General features: G+C 57.5%; 19 protein-coding genes and 1 tRNA gene. 7 read left to right on the top strand and 13 right to left on the bottom strand.

The window, feature by feature from the left end; genetic code table 11:
* Nucleotide 1: 1 nt before the first annotated feature.
* The 3 genes from ihfA to ACYAR8_RS08525 all read left to right on the top strand — a co-directional run bounded on the left by ihfA (nucleotide 2) and on the right by ACYAR8_RS08525 (nucleotide 826).
* Nucleotides 2-304 carry an integration host factor subunit alpha gene (gene ihfA / locus ACYAR8_RS08535; protein WP_002553164.1) on the top strand — a complete coding sequence of 101 codons (303 nt, stop codon included), beginning with the start codon at nucleotides 2-4 and terminating at the stop codon, nucleotides 302-304.
* On the top strand, nucleotides 285-641 hold the full coding sequence (locus ACYAR8_RS08530; protein ID WP_074887387.1) for a MerR family transcriptional regulator: 357 nt from the start codon (nucleotides 285-287) through the stop codon (nucleotides 639-641). Before ihfA ends, ACYAR8_RS08530 begins: the two co-directional genes overlap by 20 nt.
* 108 nt (nucleotides 642-749) lie before the next feature.
* A tRNA-Pro gene (locus ACYAR8_RS08525) sits at nucleotides 750-826 on the top strand.
* 88 nt (nucleotides 827-914) lie between these two features.
* Here ACYAR8_RS08525 and ACYAR8_RS08520 read toward each other — a convergent pair.
* The 6 genes from ACYAR8_RS08520 to ACYAR8_RS08495 all read right to left on the bottom strand — a co-directional run bounded on the left by ACYAR8_RS08520 (nucleotide 915) and on the right by ACYAR8_RS08495 (nucleotide 5,096).
* Complete coding sequence (locus ACYAR8_RS08520) at nucleotides 915-2,027, bottom strand: tyrosine-type recombinase/integrase (protein WP_463579664.1); 1,113 nt, start codon at nucleotides 2,025-2,027, stop codon at nucleotides 915-917.
* The gene (locus ACYAR8_RS08515) at nucleotides 2,027-2,239 is read right to left on the bottom strand and encodes a hypothetical protein (RefSeq protein ID WP_282372619.1); all 213 of its coding nucleotides are present in this window, start codon (nucleotides 2,237-2,239) and stop codon (nucleotides 2,027-2,029) included. The genes ACYAR8_RS08520 and ACYAR8_RS08515 overlap by 1 nt, the downstream gene beginning before the upstream one ends.
* A gap of 25 nt (nucleotides 2,240-2,264) precedes the next feature.
* On the bottom strand, nucleotides 2,265-2,636 hold the full coding sequence (locus ACYAR8_RS08510) for a hypothetical protein (RefSeq protein WP_463579663.1): 372 nt from the start codon (nucleotides 2,634-2,636) through the stop codon (nucleotides 2,265-2,267).
* 343 nt (nucleotides 2,637-2,979) lie between these two features.
* Nucleotides 2,980-3,909, bottom strand: a complete 930-nt coding sequence (locus ACYAR8_RS08505) for a phosphohydrolase (protein WP_463579643.1) — start codon at nucleotides 3,907-3,909, stop codon at nucleotides 2,980-2,982.
* 273 nt (nucleotides 3,910-4,182) lie between these two features.
* Nucleotides 4,183-4,773, bottom strand: a complete 591-nt coding sequence (locus ACYAR8_RS08500; RefSeq protein WP_463579642.1) for a hypothetical protein — start codon at nucleotides 4,771-4,773, stop codon at nucleotides 4,183-4,185.
* Complete coding sequence (locus ACYAR8_RS08495) at nucleotides 4,770-5,096, bottom strand: hypothetical protein (protein WP_463579641.1); 327 nt, start codon at nucleotides 5,094-5,096, stop codon at nucleotides 4,770-4,772. Before ACYAR8_RS08495 ends, ACYAR8_RS08500 begins: the two co-directional genes overlap by 4 nt.
* A 250-nt stretch (nucleotides 5,097-5,346) precedes the next feature.
* On the opposite strand from ACYAR8_RS08495, the gene ACYAR8_RS08490 reads away from it, so the two are divergent.
* Nucleotides 5,347-6,150: a hypothetical protein gene (locus tag ACYAR8_RS08490; RefSeq protein WP_463579640.1), complete on the top strand. Its 804-nt coding sequence runs from the start codon at nucleotides 5,347-5,349 to the stop codon at nucleotides 6,148-6,150.
* A gap of 111 nt (nucleotides 6,151-6,261) precedes the next feature.
* Here the strand turns inward: ACYAR8_RS08490 and ACYAR8_RS08485 are convergent, their stop codons facing one another.
* Genes ACYAR8_RS08485 through ACYAR8_RS08475 form a run of 3 tightly spaced genes read right to left on the bottom strand, consistent with a single transcriptional unit; the run spans nucleotide 6,262 to nucleotide 9,562 of the window.
* Nucleotides 6,262-7,194, bottom strand: a complete 933-nt coding sequence (locus ACYAR8_RS08485) for a hypothetical protein (RefSeq protein ID WP_463579639.1) — start codon at nucleotides 7,192-7,194, stop codon at nucleotides 6,262-6,264.
* Entirely contained in the window at nucleotides 7,191-7,508 is a 318-nt protein-coding gene (locus tag ACYAR8_RS08480) for a DUF4406 domain-containing protein (protein ID WP_463579638.1), read from the bottom strand. Before ACYAR8_RS08480 ends, ACYAR8_RS08485 begins: the two co-directional genes overlap by 4 nt.
* On the bottom strand, nucleotides 7,505-9,562 hold the full coding sequence (locus ACYAR8_RS08475) for a DNA cytosine methyltransferase (RefSeq protein ID WP_463579637.1): 2,058 nt from the start codon (nucleotides 9,560-9,562) through the stop codon (nucleotides 7,505-7,507). Before ACYAR8_RS08475 ends, ACYAR8_RS08480 begins: the two co-directional genes overlap by 4 nt.
* Nucleotides 9,563-9,630: 68 nt before the next feature.
* Here ACYAR8_RS08475 and ACYAR8_RS08470 point away from each other — a divergent pair, with 68 nt between their 5' ends.
* On the top strand, nucleotides 9,631-10,449 hold the full coding sequence (locus ACYAR8_RS08470) for a hypothetical protein (protein ID WP_463579636.1): 819 nt from the start codon (nucleotides 9,631-9,633) through the stop codon (nucleotides 10,447-10,449).
* Between the two features lie 35 nt (nucleotides 10,450-10,484).
* Nucleotides 10,485-10,688 carry a hypothetical protein gene (locus ACYAR8_RS08465; RefSeq protein ID WP_463579635.1) on the top strand — a complete coding sequence of 68 codons (204 nt, stop codon included), beginning with the start codon at nucleotides 10,485-10,487 and terminating at the stop codon, nucleotides 10,686-10,688.
* On the opposite strand, the gene ACYAR8_RS08460 is transcribed toward ACYAR8_RS08465, so the two are convergent.
* On the bottom strand, nucleotides 10,689-11,393 hold the full coding sequence (locus ACYAR8_RS08460; RefSeq protein WP_463579634.1) for a hypothetical protein: 705 nt from the start codon (nucleotides 11,391-11,393) through the stop codon (nucleotides 10,689-10,691).
* 247 nt (nucleotides 11,394-11,640) lie between these two features.
* Between ACYAR8_RS08460 and ACYAR8_RS08455 the strand changes: the two genes are divergently transcribed.
* Nucleotides 11,641-12,333, top strand: coding sequence for a hypothetical protein (locus ACYAR8_RS08455; RefSeq protein ID WP_463579633.1), 693 nt, complete (start codon nucleotides 11,641-11,643; stop codon nucleotides 12,331-12,333).
* A 54-nt stretch (nucleotides 12,334-12,387) separates the two neighbouring features.
* On the opposite strand, the gene ACYAR8_RS08450 is transcribed toward ACYAR8_RS08455, so the two are convergent.
* The 3 genes from ACYAR8_RS08450 to ACYAR8_RS08440 form a co-directional block, all read right to left on the bottom strand.
* Nucleotides 12,388-12,714 (bottom strand): hypothetical protein, encoded by a 327-nt coding sequence (locus ACYAR8_RS08450; RefSeq protein WP_463579632.1) that lies wholly within the window; start codon nucleotides 12,712-12,714, stop codon nucleotides 12,388-12,390.
* An 84-nt stretch (nucleotides 12,715-12,798) separates the two neighbouring features.
* Entirely contained in the window at nucleotides 12,799-13,113 is a 315-nt protein-coding gene (locus tag ACYAR8_RS08445; RefSeq protein ID WP_463579631.1) for a hypothetical protein, read from the bottom strand.
* Nucleotides 13,110-13,376 carry a hypothetical protein gene (locus ACYAR8_RS08440; RefSeq protein ID WP_122537651.1) on the bottom strand — a complete coding sequence of 89 codons (267 nt, stop codon included), beginning with the start codon at nucleotides 13,374-13,376 and terminating at the stop codon, nucleotides 13,110-13,112. Before ACYAR8_RS08440 ends, ACYAR8_RS08445 begins: the two co-directional genes overlap by 4 nt.
* Between the last annotated feature and the right edge of the window lie 72 nt (nucleotides 13,377-13,448).

Below are 13,448 nucleotides of genomic sequence, written 5' to 3'. Positions count from 1 at the left end.
TATGGGGGCTCTGACGAAAGCTGAGATGGCCGAACGTCTGTACGAAGAGCTAGGCCTGAATAAACGAGAAGCCAAGGAACTGGTCGAGCTGTTCTTTGAGGAAATCAGGCACGCTCTGGAAGATAACGAGCAGGTCAAATTGTCCGGATTCGGCAATTTTGATCTGCGCGATAAACGCCAGCGGCCGGGCCGGAATCCCAAGACAGGGGAAGAAATCCCGATTACCGCTCGCCGTGTGGTCACCTTTCGCCCAGGGCAGAAACTGAAGGCCCGAGTTGAGGCTTATGCTGGAACCAAGTCATAACGACGAGCTACCGCCTATCCCCGGCAAACGCTACTTCACCATTGGTGAAGTCAGCGAGCTCTGCGCGGTCAAACCGCACGTTCTGCGTTATTGGGAGCAGGAGTTTCCTCAACTCAACCCGGTCAAGCGCCGCGGAAACCGCCGGTATTATCAGCGACAGGACGTGCTGATGATCCGCCAGATCCGCGCGCTGCTTTACGATCAGGGCTTCACCATTGGCGGCGCGCGTCTGCGCATGTCCAGCGATGAGGTCAAGGATGATTCGCTGCAGTACAAGCAGCTGATCAAGCAGATGATCGTCGAGCTGGAAGATGTCCTGGTCGTGCTGCGCAAGTGACATAGCGCGGTTTGCCGAAATACTTCCATCATTCAAAAGCTTAGGGTATATTCCTCGACGCTTTCGCAAGAACCCGCAACACAGAAGTAGCAGTGAGTAACGCCTAGTCGGGGCGTAGCGCAGTCCGGTAGCGCACTAGCATGGGGTGCTAGGGGTCGAGTGTTCGAATCACTCCGTCCCGACCATATTTTGTAAAGGGAATCAGCCACTTACCGGCTCGATTCCCTTTTTCATTTCTGGCTTGCGCAAAACCCGCGCAAAACTGGCGCAAAACTATCCGGCGATTTCGCTTATATCGAGGTCCGGAACGGCCTCCGACCAGATCACCTCGGCGTGCTCCTTCTGGTAGTTTTTGGTCATCCCCTCGCTGGCGTGCCCGGCAATCTTCTGCCCATCTTTTCCGGCTTTCTTGTACAGGTGCAGCGACAGCGCCCTGACTTCGTGGAAGCCTGGCATCTCTTCTTCCTTCCATCCTTTGTAGCAATCCGCCGCCTCCCTGGCGTCCTTAAATGCGCGCGTCAGGTAACGCTCTTCAACCTTGGTCCAGTGCTCTTTGGTTTCGGCCTGCTTTTGCCGCTTACGATCAGGTCTGCGATGTACCAGGAATGGGGACACCACGTTGTCACGGCAGTGGCTGATCACGCGCTGCAGCTCGGGCGTTACCCTAAACCTGATCCAAGCTGCGTCACTGGCTTTCGAAGTCTTCTGCTGCACCACGTAGAGATAGCCGTCCTTCACGTCTTCGAACTTCATCGCGAGGATATCGGTGCGCCGCTGCGCAGTGATAAGCGCCAAATCGATCGCGTTTTGCAGCCAAGCGGGCGCCTTGTCTCGAATCGCCTTAAGTCCGTCGACCGTGTGGCGTTTGCGGGTTTTCTTTTCGATGCGGTTGATTGTGCTCGCCGCCGGGTTATCAGGGCACAGTCCCTTGGCCGCCGCATGATTGAAAATGTCGATCAGCAGCGCCCGGCACTGGTTGGCGGTGCGCGGCGTCAATAGGTCGAGCATTTGGGCGATCATGCGGATCGAGATCTGATCAACGGCCTTTCCTTCGAACTCACGTCGAAATCTGCGGAAATGCACGGCATAAAGCCCGAGCGTTCCCTTCGACAGCTCGCGCGGCGGCAGCATATTCTTCTCGTAGTCATCCAGGAAGGCGGTGAACAACTCGGCTGATTCGCCCAGTACCACGCCGACCAGGTCGGCGCCCTGCATGAATGCCAAGTTCAGTTGCTTGGCCGCATCCACAGCCTTGAGCCGGTCGGTGCCGAACTGAAACCACTTCCCATCAGTCGGGCGGCGGTACCGGTAAGTGCCGCGCCGGTCATCAAGGTAAAGATTCTGCGGCAAGCCTTTGTTCGACTTGTTGCGCGGCCGTGGGACCATCATGCAGCTCCTTTCAATACCATAGCGACGAGATCGTTACCGGCGGCTTTGTTGAACGCCGCCCAATCGATATACCAGAGTTTGCCGATCTGCTCGCCCGGGAGCTTGCCGTCTCGGATGTAGTTGCGGATTGCTTGGGGGCAGGGCGGTGTCCCGTTTTCGCCCCAGCGCCGCCGCTGAAATTCGCTGATCTTGATCAGTTCACGCTTCATGGGATGCCTCTTCCCCGTCCGGGGTCTATGCGGGGTTGAGCGGCGGGTACTTGGCCATAACGTCGTCGGCCACCTTCATCGCGGCCTGGGCGTCGGTCACGTAGGCCGGATCGAAGCCGCCGGCATAATGGATGGTGGCCTGGCAGGCGCGAAGGTTCTCGCGGTTCAGCTTCAGCGCCGCGGTCAGCTCTTCACGCATCTCACCTTCGGCCCGGCCCATGTCCCAGAAGCGTTTCGCCCAATGGCCTTCGGGTGGGTGGTTGGTGTTTTGGTATCCGAACGCCATGGTGCCGGCGATGCTGTCGCACAAGTCGCGCTTGTAGGCATTTTCTCCGTCGATGCTGGCGCCCATTCGACGCAGGTTGTTCAGCGTCGCGTCGAAGTCCTCGCGGGTCATATCGATCACGTTTTTGCTAAGCGCGAGAATTTCCGCTTTGGCAGCAATGAGCTCATTCAGATCGGCCTTCCAGCCATTGCGCAGGTACTTGGCATCCTCCGCGTTTTGCTCGGCCAAGGTTTTCCAGTGATCAACCGGAGACCAAGGGCTGACGATCACGATGCACTTCGCCAGCGGCACCAGCTCGTTTTGCTGAGCAGCCAGCGTTTCGGCTTCCTCTTTGGTGGCAGCTGCGTACAGGTCGTCCGGCCCTTGCGCGTGGACGACGTACAGCACTTCTGTTTCATCAGGCATAGGAATTCCTCGCCCGCCGGAATCCAGCGGACTGTTTCGATTGGTTTGGTTACTGAGTCAGTACGTGGCCGAATGGCACGCGGAAGCCGGAAGCGTTGCGGTGACCGCCGCCGCCGTACGTCTTAGCGATCTCGGAAACGTCGAGGCCTTCATCAGTGCTCCGCAGGCTGAACACACGGCCATCGGGTGTATCCCAGTAGCAGGCGGCGAACGGTTCGCCGTGCGCCATCAGGTGTCCTGCGTCACTGGTCAGCGTGTAGGGCAGGCTGGCGGCTGGCACGTTGTGTCCGCCGATCACCAGTCGGCGCTTGGTCACTGCCACTAACTCGGCGACGTCCTTATGGTGCTTCCGCTCGATGGCGGCGCCATCAGACCAAAGCGTCTGCACGTCAGCAGCCATCAGTTGATCCCAGACGTCGAAGTCGTAGGGGTAGCTGAAGAGGTTGGCCTGGATCTCGCGGGTGCCGTCCAGTTTGAACAGCCACAGATCACGGTCCTCGATATGGCGCAAAAGCTGTGGCGGCTCCTGACCCGGGTAGAAGTGGTTCCAGGCCAGCATCGCGCCGCTGTGGTCCATGTCGAAGCAGGCCGCTACCCGCGGTGCGCCGCGCTCCTTGGCGACATAGATTGCAGTCTCCCACCCCAGGTCTTTGTGGTCACCCATACCGTCGGTGCGATCAGTGCGTACGCCGGCGTCAAATGGATCGAAGCAGGCCAGGTCATCTCTGGCGGTCTTGTGGTGATCCAGAATCAGTACCTGGTTGGCCGCTCGACCCATTTCGGCCAGCACGTTACGGTTGTAGCTGAAGTCCACCATGATCACGTCCTTATCGGTGACGTCCGGCGGCTCTTTGCCGTAGACCCCGGCCACAAACTCGACATCGTCACCCAACGCTTTGCGGACAACCCAGGCCGCCCCGAATCCATCGGCGCAGTTGCCGTGATAGATGCACATCGTTTTGCTCTGATTTTCGGACATTCGATTCTCCCGCCCGCCGTACACCGGCAGGCATGTGGATAGATGGGGAAGGGGCAGTGAACGCAAATTTTGGCGCTGAAAGCAGGAATTATCTGGACGTGTAGGATGAATATATCCACCGGCTGAGGTTTCTATGCGCTCAAATCAAACCTATGCATCACAAGAGATACTTGGCGTTGGCGCCTGCAAACCATGCAACGCACCATGCGCCGTGGTTGTTCTGGTATCGAGAACGCCAGGTGTGCTTTACGACGTCCCTGAAGTCCTCGCAGTTTACGAAGGTGACGATTCGCTGGATGGGCCTGATATCAAACGCCCGAGCAGCACGTCGGTCACCACCTCCCACAGCTTGGCCGGCGACCATTGATACCGGTCGAAGTCTGCGTTGGGCTGTACGCCGAAGCGGCATGTCGAGTGGGCGCCCGCTGGGAACTCACTCCGCTTCTGCATGATTGTTGCGACTCGGCCGTCTCCGCCTGGCTCTGTCCGATGGTATTCGTAGGCCCGTGTGCCGTAGTCGTGACCAGCGCGAACCTCGATGACCGGGCCACGCTCCAGAATGGCCCGTCCGTCCGGCGTCCATGGTCGGCCGCCGTTGGCGCTGCGCTTGCCTTCATGCAGGTAAAGGACGAGGTCCCCGGTGTCATGGCGTTGCATGTCAAAGCACTGGTTGACCTGCGTGCCGACCAGCACTCGCGATACGAAGTCGAAGCGGTGATCGTGAATCGCCGAGTTTTCGAAGCAGGCGCGGCGCGGCAGTTCCGGGTGCCAGACGTGCAGGCGTTGATTTCCCTCCAACTGCACCTGGACAAAGCCCAGGCCGTGCAGCGTAATTTTGTCGGTCATGATGTCGTCGATGATCATGGCTGTATCCTCCGAGCCCACCAACACACAGGACCGTCATCTGTATCGTGGATCGCAAGGCAGAACCATTCTTCGCCGTCTGGCCGGTCGGGTTCCCAGTAACTGCAGTCCGGGTCGCCGGCTTCAAAGTAGCGTTCAGACACTGCTTCGTCGCTGTGGTACTCCAGGCTGATCATCTTCACCTGCAGACCTTGTTTGGCGATCCAAGCCTTGCACTTGTCGCCGTCACCTTCATCGAAGTCCGGCAGATCGGGGTGCTGGAAAAAGCCGTTTTCGTCTCGCACCACTGGCGCGACTTGAATCAGTTTGATGTCTTCAGGCATGACTTCGTCCTCGCCGCATACGCAGCAGGCAATAGGGATTGGGTGTGGGAGGGTTGTAAGGGCATCCGCTCGCTGCTATTACTCAGCGGCGGTGCTTTGGGTTGGATCGTTGTGCGGGATTCGATTTGATGCCTGGCGACTGGTCCAGTTATAACGTCCGAGAGGCACTGGAGCGGTCTAAGATACATGTGCAGTGGGATGCACTTTTGTTTCTAAAGAGTATTAGAAGCATTAATCAAGGAGGACACTGATGATTTGCGCATTGTGTGAGAAAGAAAAAGGAAAACTTATAGATAGCCACTTCATACCCTCGGCTGCGTATCCGCATGTTAGGGGGCAAGGTGAGTATATTGGTTTATCGCCTGTTCGAATTGATTCGTTTAAAGGAACTGCCGCGCACAATGATAAGCAAGTGACCATGGAACTCTTGTGCCGCTCGTGCGAAGACCTTTTCTCAAAACATGGCGAGCGGATTATGGGTTATTTATGGGCGACTTCCGACGGTTTCCCACTCCTCGAGAAGCTGCGACGCAACGGGCCTTGCGTAACCACAGATGCGTATCAAGCTTATGATGCGTCCAAGCTCGAAACAGAGATTACAGCGGGGTTGACGTATTTTGCGGCCAGTGTGTTCTGGCGGGCTCAGGTTTGGAACTGGGGCTATGGGGGCGATCCTTACAGAAAATCTCTGGGCGATAAGTACGAGGCTGTGTTTAGAAAGTTCCTCTTAGGTGAGGGTACTTTGGATGCTGTACGTTTCATCCTTGAGGTGAACACTGACGAAGGTATGACGGCGTTTATGTCTTTTCCGACTTCTACCCGGTATAAAGGAGAGATTAGCCATGTTTTCACCATCCTCGGTATCAGATTTAATATGTACGTCGGCGGGACCATAAATAAAGCGACGCTCGATGGCTTTAAGATTTTGAATACGAATATGTTGATCTTTGCTCTTAGCTTTCGCCAATCGCCAGCCTATTCGAAGCTGGCAGAGCAGGTGAAAAACAGGGTGGTCGCTAAAGGCAAGCTCGCCAAGCATTCAGCTCGTGGTTGATGCTGGGGGAAACTGTTAAGTAGCAGGCGCGGGTTGCCATTGAGCTCAAAGGCTGTTGTTCGTTTTGATTTTTCCATGAGTGCACGATCACTCGCCGCATGCGCAGCAGGGTTACTTCGGGTTGGCAGGCTGTGTCGCGTTCCACTGCTCGAAGGCTTCTTGCGTGGTGGTGGCAGTGATCGTTTCGTCGCAGGTGTGACAGAAGGCCTTACCCCCGCACGTGCCGACGTCGCCGTGGCCTTGCTTGCACGGGTTCATGTGCCAGTGTTCTTCGCCCAACGCCGCGTCAAGCTCAGGATATTCCGGCCTGGCTGGCGGGTAGGCGTCCGCTGTCATTGCCTGGTCGATGGCAGCGCGAAGGCTTTCGTTGTAGTCCTCGCCGATCACACGTTCGTGCGGCTTATCCATCCATCGCCCCACGATCTCAACGCCGCCGGTGTAATCACCGGTATCGGCGAGCGGGGCGCTGTGATGCCGCACGTCCCAAAAGTTGCCTCCGAGAGCGTCCAGGCGCTGCTTGTCCTTCTCCAGATCATCGACTCGCTGATCGGCGATGGTCAGGCGGTGCTGTAGGGCTGACACCTCAGCCTGGAGGCGGGTAGCGTGGGCGCGGTCGACCAGCTCAGTGCCGTCGGCCAATCTTTGCAGGCTGAATGGCGCACACCAGTCCAGGTGATTGGCAGGCTCATAGCCGGTGTAGTTCACTGTTGCAACCACCGGCACGACAGTGGGCAGCGCGGGCTTAGCAATGCTGAAGCCGTTGGCGCGGAGCATCATGCAGAAGTTGGCTACGTCTACAGGGTCTCCCTTCTCCACGTGCTCTCGCAGCATCCGGCTAAGGTCTTCCTGCGAGCACTGTTGCCAGCCACTTCGACCTTGCGCTGCCGATTTAGCCATTTTATGCGCCATCAATTTGAAGAATATTTCCAAGGCGTTTTCATCAGATTTGAAGTTGGGTTCGTCATTAAAGGTGGCCGCCTCCGCCCGACACTGCGCCAAACGCTCCGCAGGACAATCGCTCAAACGCTTTGCTTGATTGCTCATAACCCCTCCTGCGGCGAAACGATGCCGCTTGCTGGAATGACAGCCATGCGCAGATGGCCGGCCAGTTCGATTTCGACGTTGGCGCCCCGCGACGTCTGCCAGCCAGGCAGGAACGCCACGGTGTCGCAGGCGAGCATCTGGCGGATCGCGTCACGCATGCACATGTGCCAGGGCGCGTCGGCCGGTAGCGGGTTCTCGGCGGGATTCTCGACGGTGTAGCCGAGTGCGCGGAGGCGAGCGGCCTCCGCGTTGAATGCCGGGTAGTTGTAATCAGGCAGACCCGTCATGGGCCCGCTGAGGTAGATGCGTTTCATGCGGCCACCTGGTGCTGAACGTTGGTACGCCATGGATCATTGGCGCGGGCGAGGGCGGCCATCGGCGGAGGGCTGACGCTATTGCCGCACATGTGGACCTGCTCGGTCTTCGTGAATGGCTTGCCGTCGGCGCCGTGCGTGATGATGTAGTCCGTCGGGAAGCCCTGCGCCCGGTACAGCTCGGCCGGCTGCAGCATCCGCAGTCGGATGTCGACGATCACATACGGCGTGCCCTTCACCATCACGGTGACCAGGCCGAGGCGATCCTTTGTGGTGATCGTCGGGGCAGGTTGGTCGCAGCCGCTCATGTTCTCGGTGCCGTAGTAACTGATCAGGAACGCGGCAACGCGCAACGCGCCTTCTTCATGCTCGGGCGACAGCTCGAAGCTGACCAACGAACTCTTGCCACTGCCACCGGCCGTGATGGTCGGCGCGGGTTCATCCAGGTGCTGGCCGACGCTGGCGCCAAACTGGCGCTCCATGAAAGCCGTCACCAGGCCGTGATGCGTGCCGCCGGCGCTGACCGTGTGAAGCGGATCGGCGGCTGGCCGGGCGTCACAGTTGCCGCGTAGGTGCAGCAGGCTTGCCGTCACCAGCTGCTGCTGACTGCCGGTGTTCGTCACTGTCGTCATCGGTTCGTCAGCGCCCTTAGCGTGCGTGGCGTTGAAACCGCCGTTCATCTGCGCCATGAATGCAGTCGCAATTCCCATGGCGTGCGCGGCGCCGGCCGGGCGCTGATAATTACCGCCGCTTGTGATGGTCGGCAGCGGTTCGTCCAGCGGTTTGCCTTCATCGTCAAACCTGAACTTCACCAAGTGCGCGGCAGCGAGTGCATGTTTCACGCCGCCGGCGACTACCGTCCCAAGCGGCTGATCTACGCCCGGTACGCGCGGCTCCTGCCCCGGGCGCTCGCCGTAACCAGACTGTATGAGGGTCGGGCTGATCAGGGTCAGCTCACCGCGGTTGGCGCACGTCACTGTCGGCAGCGGCTCAAGTGGATCGTTGATGCGGTCGCTGCCTTCGTGCGTGGCTGGCGCGATAACCGGGCTGACGACCGAGAACGCGCCGCCCCTCGGGTATGACGTGACTGTGCGCAGGGGCTGACCTGCCGACTGAACGGTTTCGCCGGACCAGTTGGCAATCGGCACAATGAAGGGCGTCGGGTTATCGATCACAAATTTCTTCATGCCTTTCGCTACGCGCCGCAGCGTGGCGGGGGCGAGGTCTTTCTTGCGGCCGAAAATGCTTTTCCCCAGATCGGAGAAATCGATGCACTCCGCGGCGGTGCGCCAGGGCTTTTGGCCCTTGGCCGGCTTCTTGGCGTGGGTCGGTTCCGGCCAGATGATCGGCTGCCCATCGCAGCGGGCAAGCATGAAAAGGCGTTCGCGGCTGGTTGGCGCGCCGAAGTCACAGGCCTTAATAACCTTCCATTCGACGACGTAGCCCATGCCTTCAAGCAGGGCCACGAATCGGCGCCATGTGCGCCCGCGCTGCTTCGAATCTGGAATCAGGAACTGTTGGTCTACAGGCACGACCTCTCCAGGTGCGGCGATCGCGCCGCCCAGCTTGATGACGCGCCCGGTCGCCTTGTCGCGCTTTGCAATCAGGCGGCCCCATTGCAGGATCTGCTTCACGTTTTCCAGGCTGATGACTCGAGGCTTTTTCTTGCCTGCCCACTTCAGGCCGATCCACGAGAGGTTACGGATCTCGCGCTTGCGCGGTTGCCCGCCAGCGGCCTGGCTGTGGTGGGTGCAGTCCGGCGACATGTGGAACCAGCCCACCGCCTTGCCGCCACATTCGGTGTCCGGATCGCCGTCGAACACGTCGTTGGTGAAGTGCTTGGCGCCCGGGTGATTGATTGTGTGCATGCTGATCGCTTTGGCGCTGTGGTTCTTCGCCACGCTGACCTTGCGACCGAGCCCCATTTCCAGTCCGGTACCGGCGCCGCCACCGCCGCAGAAGAAGTCCACGACGATCTCATCGTCTTGCGGGTCGAAGCCAAGGCCGTACTGAGTTTTGAAATCGAAGGGGTGTTTCTTCTGATGTGCGGACATAGGGGATCCTCGGCAGTGGCGTGCTTGTTTGAAGTGGGATAGGGTTGTTATTCAAAATGGGGGTAAACATGGAAAAAGTGTTCAAAGCTAAGGTTTGGCTTGTTGGCGCTGCTGCTATAGCAGTTATAGTTATTGCCATAGTTGCAGGAAAATATGTTTCAGTATTTTCAATGCACGTATTAAGTGATCAGGAGAAGTGGGGGCAGTTCGGTGATTATTTCGGTGGCGTATTAAATCCAATCCTTTCCTTCTTCGCGTTTGTGGCACTTCTCGTAACTCTTAGGTTTCAGCTAGGCGCCAACGATGATAGCGAACGTAGACATGACGAGCAGGTTCGTGAGCAAAGGCTTTTTCAGCTTGTGGGGCTCATGAATGAGAATGCGGTTGGTATACGCCTTGCAAATTACAGCGGTCAGCCGGACCAGTACTTACATGGCCATCAAGCTCTGCATCATGCAGCTCTCTCGCTACGAACTTCTTTGTCTAAACAGGTGAGGCGCGCTAATCAGATTCACGAAACCCCAATGGACGTATTCGAGTCAGCAGAGTCTGCGTTTAAAAACTGGCGAAAGGACAATTGGCCGGCCGTCGGATCTTACATAGATACGATTTTTTTGATATTGAGATTTGTCTTCGGTGGCGAATCTAGCGAGTCTTTCAGAAAGTTCTCATTTTCGTTATTGACTGCCCAGCTGTCTGAGAGCGAGCGTCTGATGGTATGGTACTCAGCGTTGTTTACCGCAGAATATTCTGTGTATCTGACCCCCCTTCAGACTGGAAAATTTCTTAACGAACAAGGTCACTCGTTTGACGATTTTTTGAAGCAGTGGAGGGGCGACCTAGTTAAATGTTCCATGGTTTGGTCATATATGCAGCGCCCAAAGTAGTCTAGGCTTACCGCTCCACAGGAAGGGATACGGTCATGAGCGAAGACAGGGAAAGGGTTTTGCGGATGGCGCTGAAGGCGGTGCTGGTTGCGGCGCAGGAGTGCTGCGTTGATATCGACGAGCTCACGGAGCTGGCGATTCAGTCGATGTACGCCGAGCAGCTTTACAACCCAGCGGATGTGGCTGAGGCGACTGTGGCGATCGAGGCAGCGGCTGATGCGCTGCCAGCGATCCACTGATCAAGCGGCTTCAGATTCGGTTTCTGCTTTGGTCCAGGCTGGCAGAAACCCTTTCAATTCCTCGCCTCGCATCGGCATGAGCACGCCCACAAAGAGCTCGATCAGGTCAAGGCGATTGAACCGCACGATTACTGAGCCGTTTTCCTCGCCAGTTTCAAGGTGCATCCCGCCAGCTCCGAAACGCTTCTGCCCAGAAAGCATCACGCCGATCTTGTTGAACACCTCCAGGTATTCACCGTTAAAGCACGGATACGAGCCCTCAAATTTCTGGCGTTTCTTTGGAATAACGCGGCGCCAGTTGGGGAACACGCCGTCGACAAGTTCGGTTTTCTCAGTAAGGTGCGAGAATTTTCCGAACAACTCTGGCTCTTCCGAAACGTCGTCCAGGCTGGTGATGAGCGAGAACTTTTCCGCGATCCAGAGCAGCGCGGGTGGATCGCCGTCCGGTCCTTTGCGGGCTGCGCAGGCAGAAAGCATACGCTTCGAGACGGTGCCGATGAGGACCGACTTGTGATCGGGATGAATCCAACCGTCTGGGTCGTGGATAGCGCCCATGAAATGACCGTTTGTGGCGACGATGACGACGCCCCCGGCTGCATGGGGCTCAATCTGTACGGCGTTGAGGTAGTAGCGAACATCACCCTTGGCGGCGCACTGGTGGATGGCTGCGAAGTACTTCGGATTGACGCGGGCGAGGTATTTCATGGGGTTCTCCATGGCATGCGCCGTCCTGCGATACGGGACGGTGGCGAATACGTTGGTGGTGGGCTATACGTGGTGATCCGCATTCAGCGGAAGAAGATCAAAAAAGTCTTTAGGAGGGCAGATGGGTATTTCTGGTCTTATGCAAGCTGAGGTTTTGCCGGACCGCACGCCTAGTCGGCAGTGTTGGCTGCTCTTTCGAGCTGGATCGCTCGCTCGTCTGAAACAATTTCAGAGCGGGAAACTGTATATGAACAGCGTCTCCTTTTTTTGTGAGATGAAAGGTGAGGAAGCAACGGCTTTAAGGAAAGACGAGCTTGAAAAAAACTATTTAACATTTAAGAGCAAGGTAGATGGTGCTAGGGTTGGGGAGCTGTCGATTGTTATCGACGGCCGGGAAATTCCTTTAGGTTCGGACGCCGTGCTACGCGTGGATCTGCCCAGCCCTTCAAATATCTTTATTTTCTGTTTAGCAGCTTTGGCGGACGGGGTAGATGGCCGTATACCCGGAGAGGAAAATCAGCAAGTTTTGATAAGTCATCGGTTCGCGGAGTTTGGCGATCACGTTCTAATAATCAATGATAACGTCGAATTTTCGAAGCGGTTGTCTGCTTCGATCCTTGCGAATCCGCACCTGAGCACCTCGCCTTTTTTTGAGGGCGGCCATGGTCAGGTGGACTATGTTGACATGGCTGGTTACAGCGGGATTGTCGGATTATTCCGTAAGGATATTCAATATTCCTGGCAGCGCGAATACAGGTTATGTCTTGGCTGTACTTCTGCCGGTTTGAACGCTAACGGAGCTTTAGTGCTGGAGATAGGTGATCTGAGCGATATAACGTCTATCTTCCCAGTTCAACACTTGGCCGGCCAGAGCATCCGCTTAAAGCGAGGTGTTGTTAAGATAAAAGATGGAGTTGCAAGCCATCGCTACGTCGACTAACAACGTTGGGCGCAGCTTTTTCTTCTTTAAAGATAAAGCCTGCGCTTTAGGAACTCATTCGTCGTCTGCGTCGAAGTCGAGCTGGGCCAGGCCGGCCGCTACCAGCTTACGCGTCATTTCTTCGGTCACCACAAAACCTGACGCGTGAGGTTTGAGGATTCGCGCGGCTTCTTCGTCTGGCGCCCTGAGCACGTACAGCACCAGCGTTTGATACAGCTCCTGGGCATTGTCGAAGCCGTGCTGCTTGAGAAAATCAGGCAGCTGCGCGGCGATACCCTGGGCGACTTCAATCGTTACCGTCGCGATTCCCAGCTCGGCCTTCTTTTGCTTCTGCCTCAGCCGGTACGCTGCCGCGTGCTTTGCAGCTGGTGTCTGTTCCATCGGGTGGATCTCCGATCTGTTGCGCTGGCAGTTGAAGCCAGGTCTGCCGCCGGCGTTGATTGGCGCACTTGAATAGGCGCCGCATCATTTGGCCGTAGTGAAGGTGATGCCGTGCTCTCGGGCGGTGAGTGCGACGGTGCGGGTATCGACGCCGATCTTCATGCCGATCTGGCGGGCGTTAAGGCCGGCCTCGGCAAGCGCCCGAATCCTCGGTGCACGCTTGGCGCGCTTGGCCTTGAGCGTTTCCAGGTGATTCGTGGTGCCCAGCAGCGGCGCGTTGGCGCTGACGCCTTCGTCGATGTGCTGAATGCGATGGCCGCTGGCGAGGAAGTGATCGATCTGCGCGGAAAGCTGCGCGATGGCCTGCTTGTGCTGGTCCGGTACGCTCTCGCCGATCATTGCACCAACCTCAGAACAGGCTGTGCCTCAAGGTGCTGCGCGAAGTTCACAGCCTCCTTCCAGTTGTTAAACCCGCCGCGCAGTGCGCCGGTTGCGAGCTCAACGACGCTGTACGAGTTGCGCGCTTTGCTCAGTACCTGAAAGCGGACCCTGCTACCAGGCATTGCCCGGTCCGTGCGCTTGCTGAACTCGCCGCGGGCGGCGCTTGAGCGTTGGAGCAAGGCCCCCAGCTCGACGATACGGTCTTGAAATGCCTGATGCATGGCGATTCCTCATGTGGTTATACGTGTACTCGTCAGCACTCTGGCCGCCTGACGTAAGCCGATTGGGCGCAG

It is taken from the genome of Pseudomonas sp. HP_01, assembly GCF_055284355.1.
Note: the sequence above shows the minus strand (reverse complement) of the source record. Positions and strands in the feature narration are given on the sequence as shown.

Coding starts and splice junctions, on each gene's coding strand:
- ACYAR8_RS08440 (WP_122537651.1), bottom strand. CDS start 13,376: ATGCATCAGGCATTTCAAGACCGTATCGTCGAGCTGGGGGCCTTGCTC.
- ACYAR8_RS08455 (WP_463579633.1), top strand. CDS start 11,641: ATGAACAGCGTCTCCTTTTTTTGTGAGATGAAAGGTGAGGAAGCAACG.
- ACYAR8_RS08480 (WP_463579638.1), bottom strand. CDS start 7,508: ATGAAACGCATCTACCTCAGCGGGCCCATGACGGGTCTGCCTGATTAC.
- ACYAR8_RS08520 (WP_463579664.1), bottom strand. CDS start 2,027: ATGGTCCCACGGCCGCGCAACAAGTCGAACAAAGGCTTGCCGCAGAAT.
- ACYAR8_RS08470 (WP_463579636.1), top strand. CDS start 9,631: ATGGAAAAAGTGTTCAAAGCTAAGGTTTGGCTTGTTGGCGCTGCTGCT.
- ACYAR8_RS08500 (WP_463579642.1), bottom strand. CDS start 4,773: ATGATCATCGACGACATCATGACCGACAAAATTACGCTGCACGGCCTG.
- ACYAR8_RS08495 (WP_463579641.1), bottom strand. CDS start 5,096: ATGCCTGAAGACATCAAACTGATTCAAGTCGCGCCAGTGGTGCGAGAC.
- ACYAR8_RS08530 (WP_074887387.1), top strand. CDS start 285: ATGCTGGAACCAAGTCATAACGACGAGCTACCGCCTATCCCCGGCAAA.
- ACYAR8_RS08490 (WP_463579640.1), top strand. CDS start 5,347: ATGATTTGCGCATTGTGTGAGAAAGAAAAAGGAAAACTTATAGATAGC.
- ACYAR8_RS08505 (WP_463579643.1), bottom strand. CDS start 3,909: ATGTCCGAAAATCAGAGCAAAACGATGTGCATCTATCACGGCAACTGC.
- ihfA (WP_002553164.1), top strand. CDS start 2: ATGGGGGCTCTGACGAAAGCTGAGATGGCCGAACGTCTGTACGAAGAG.
- ACYAR8_RS08450 (WP_463579632.1), bottom strand. CDS start 12,714: ATGGAACAGACACCAGCTGCAAAGCACGCGGCAGCGTACCGGCTGAGG.
- ACYAR8_RS08510 (WP_463579663.1), bottom strand. CDS start 2,636: ATGACCCGCGAGGACTTCGACGCGACGCTGAACAACCTGCGTCGAATG.
- ACYAR8_RS08465 (WP_463579635.1), top strand. CDS start 10,485: ATGAGCGAAGACAGGGAAAGGGTTTTGCGGATGGCGCTGAAGGCGGTG.
- ACYAR8_RS08445 (WP_463579631.1), bottom strand. CDS start 13,113: ATGATCGGCGAGAGCGTACCGGACCAGCACAAGCAGGCCATCGCGCAG.
- ACYAR8_RS08515 (WP_282372619.1), bottom strand. CDS start 2,239: ATGAAGCGTGAACTGATCAAGATCAGCGAATTTCAGCGGCGGCGCTGG.
- ACYAR8_RS08485 (WP_463579639.1), bottom strand. CDS start 7,194: ATGAGCAATCAAGCAAAGCGTTTGAGCGATTGTCCTGCGGAGCGTTTG.
- ACYAR8_RS08460 (WP_463579634.1), bottom strand. CDS start 11,393: ATGAAATACCTCGCCCGCGTCAATCCGAAGTACTTCGCAGCCATCCAC.
- ACYAR8_RS08475 (WP_463579637.1), bottom strand. CDS start 9,562: ATGTCCGCACATCAGAAGAAACACCCCTTCGATTTCAAAACTCAGTAC.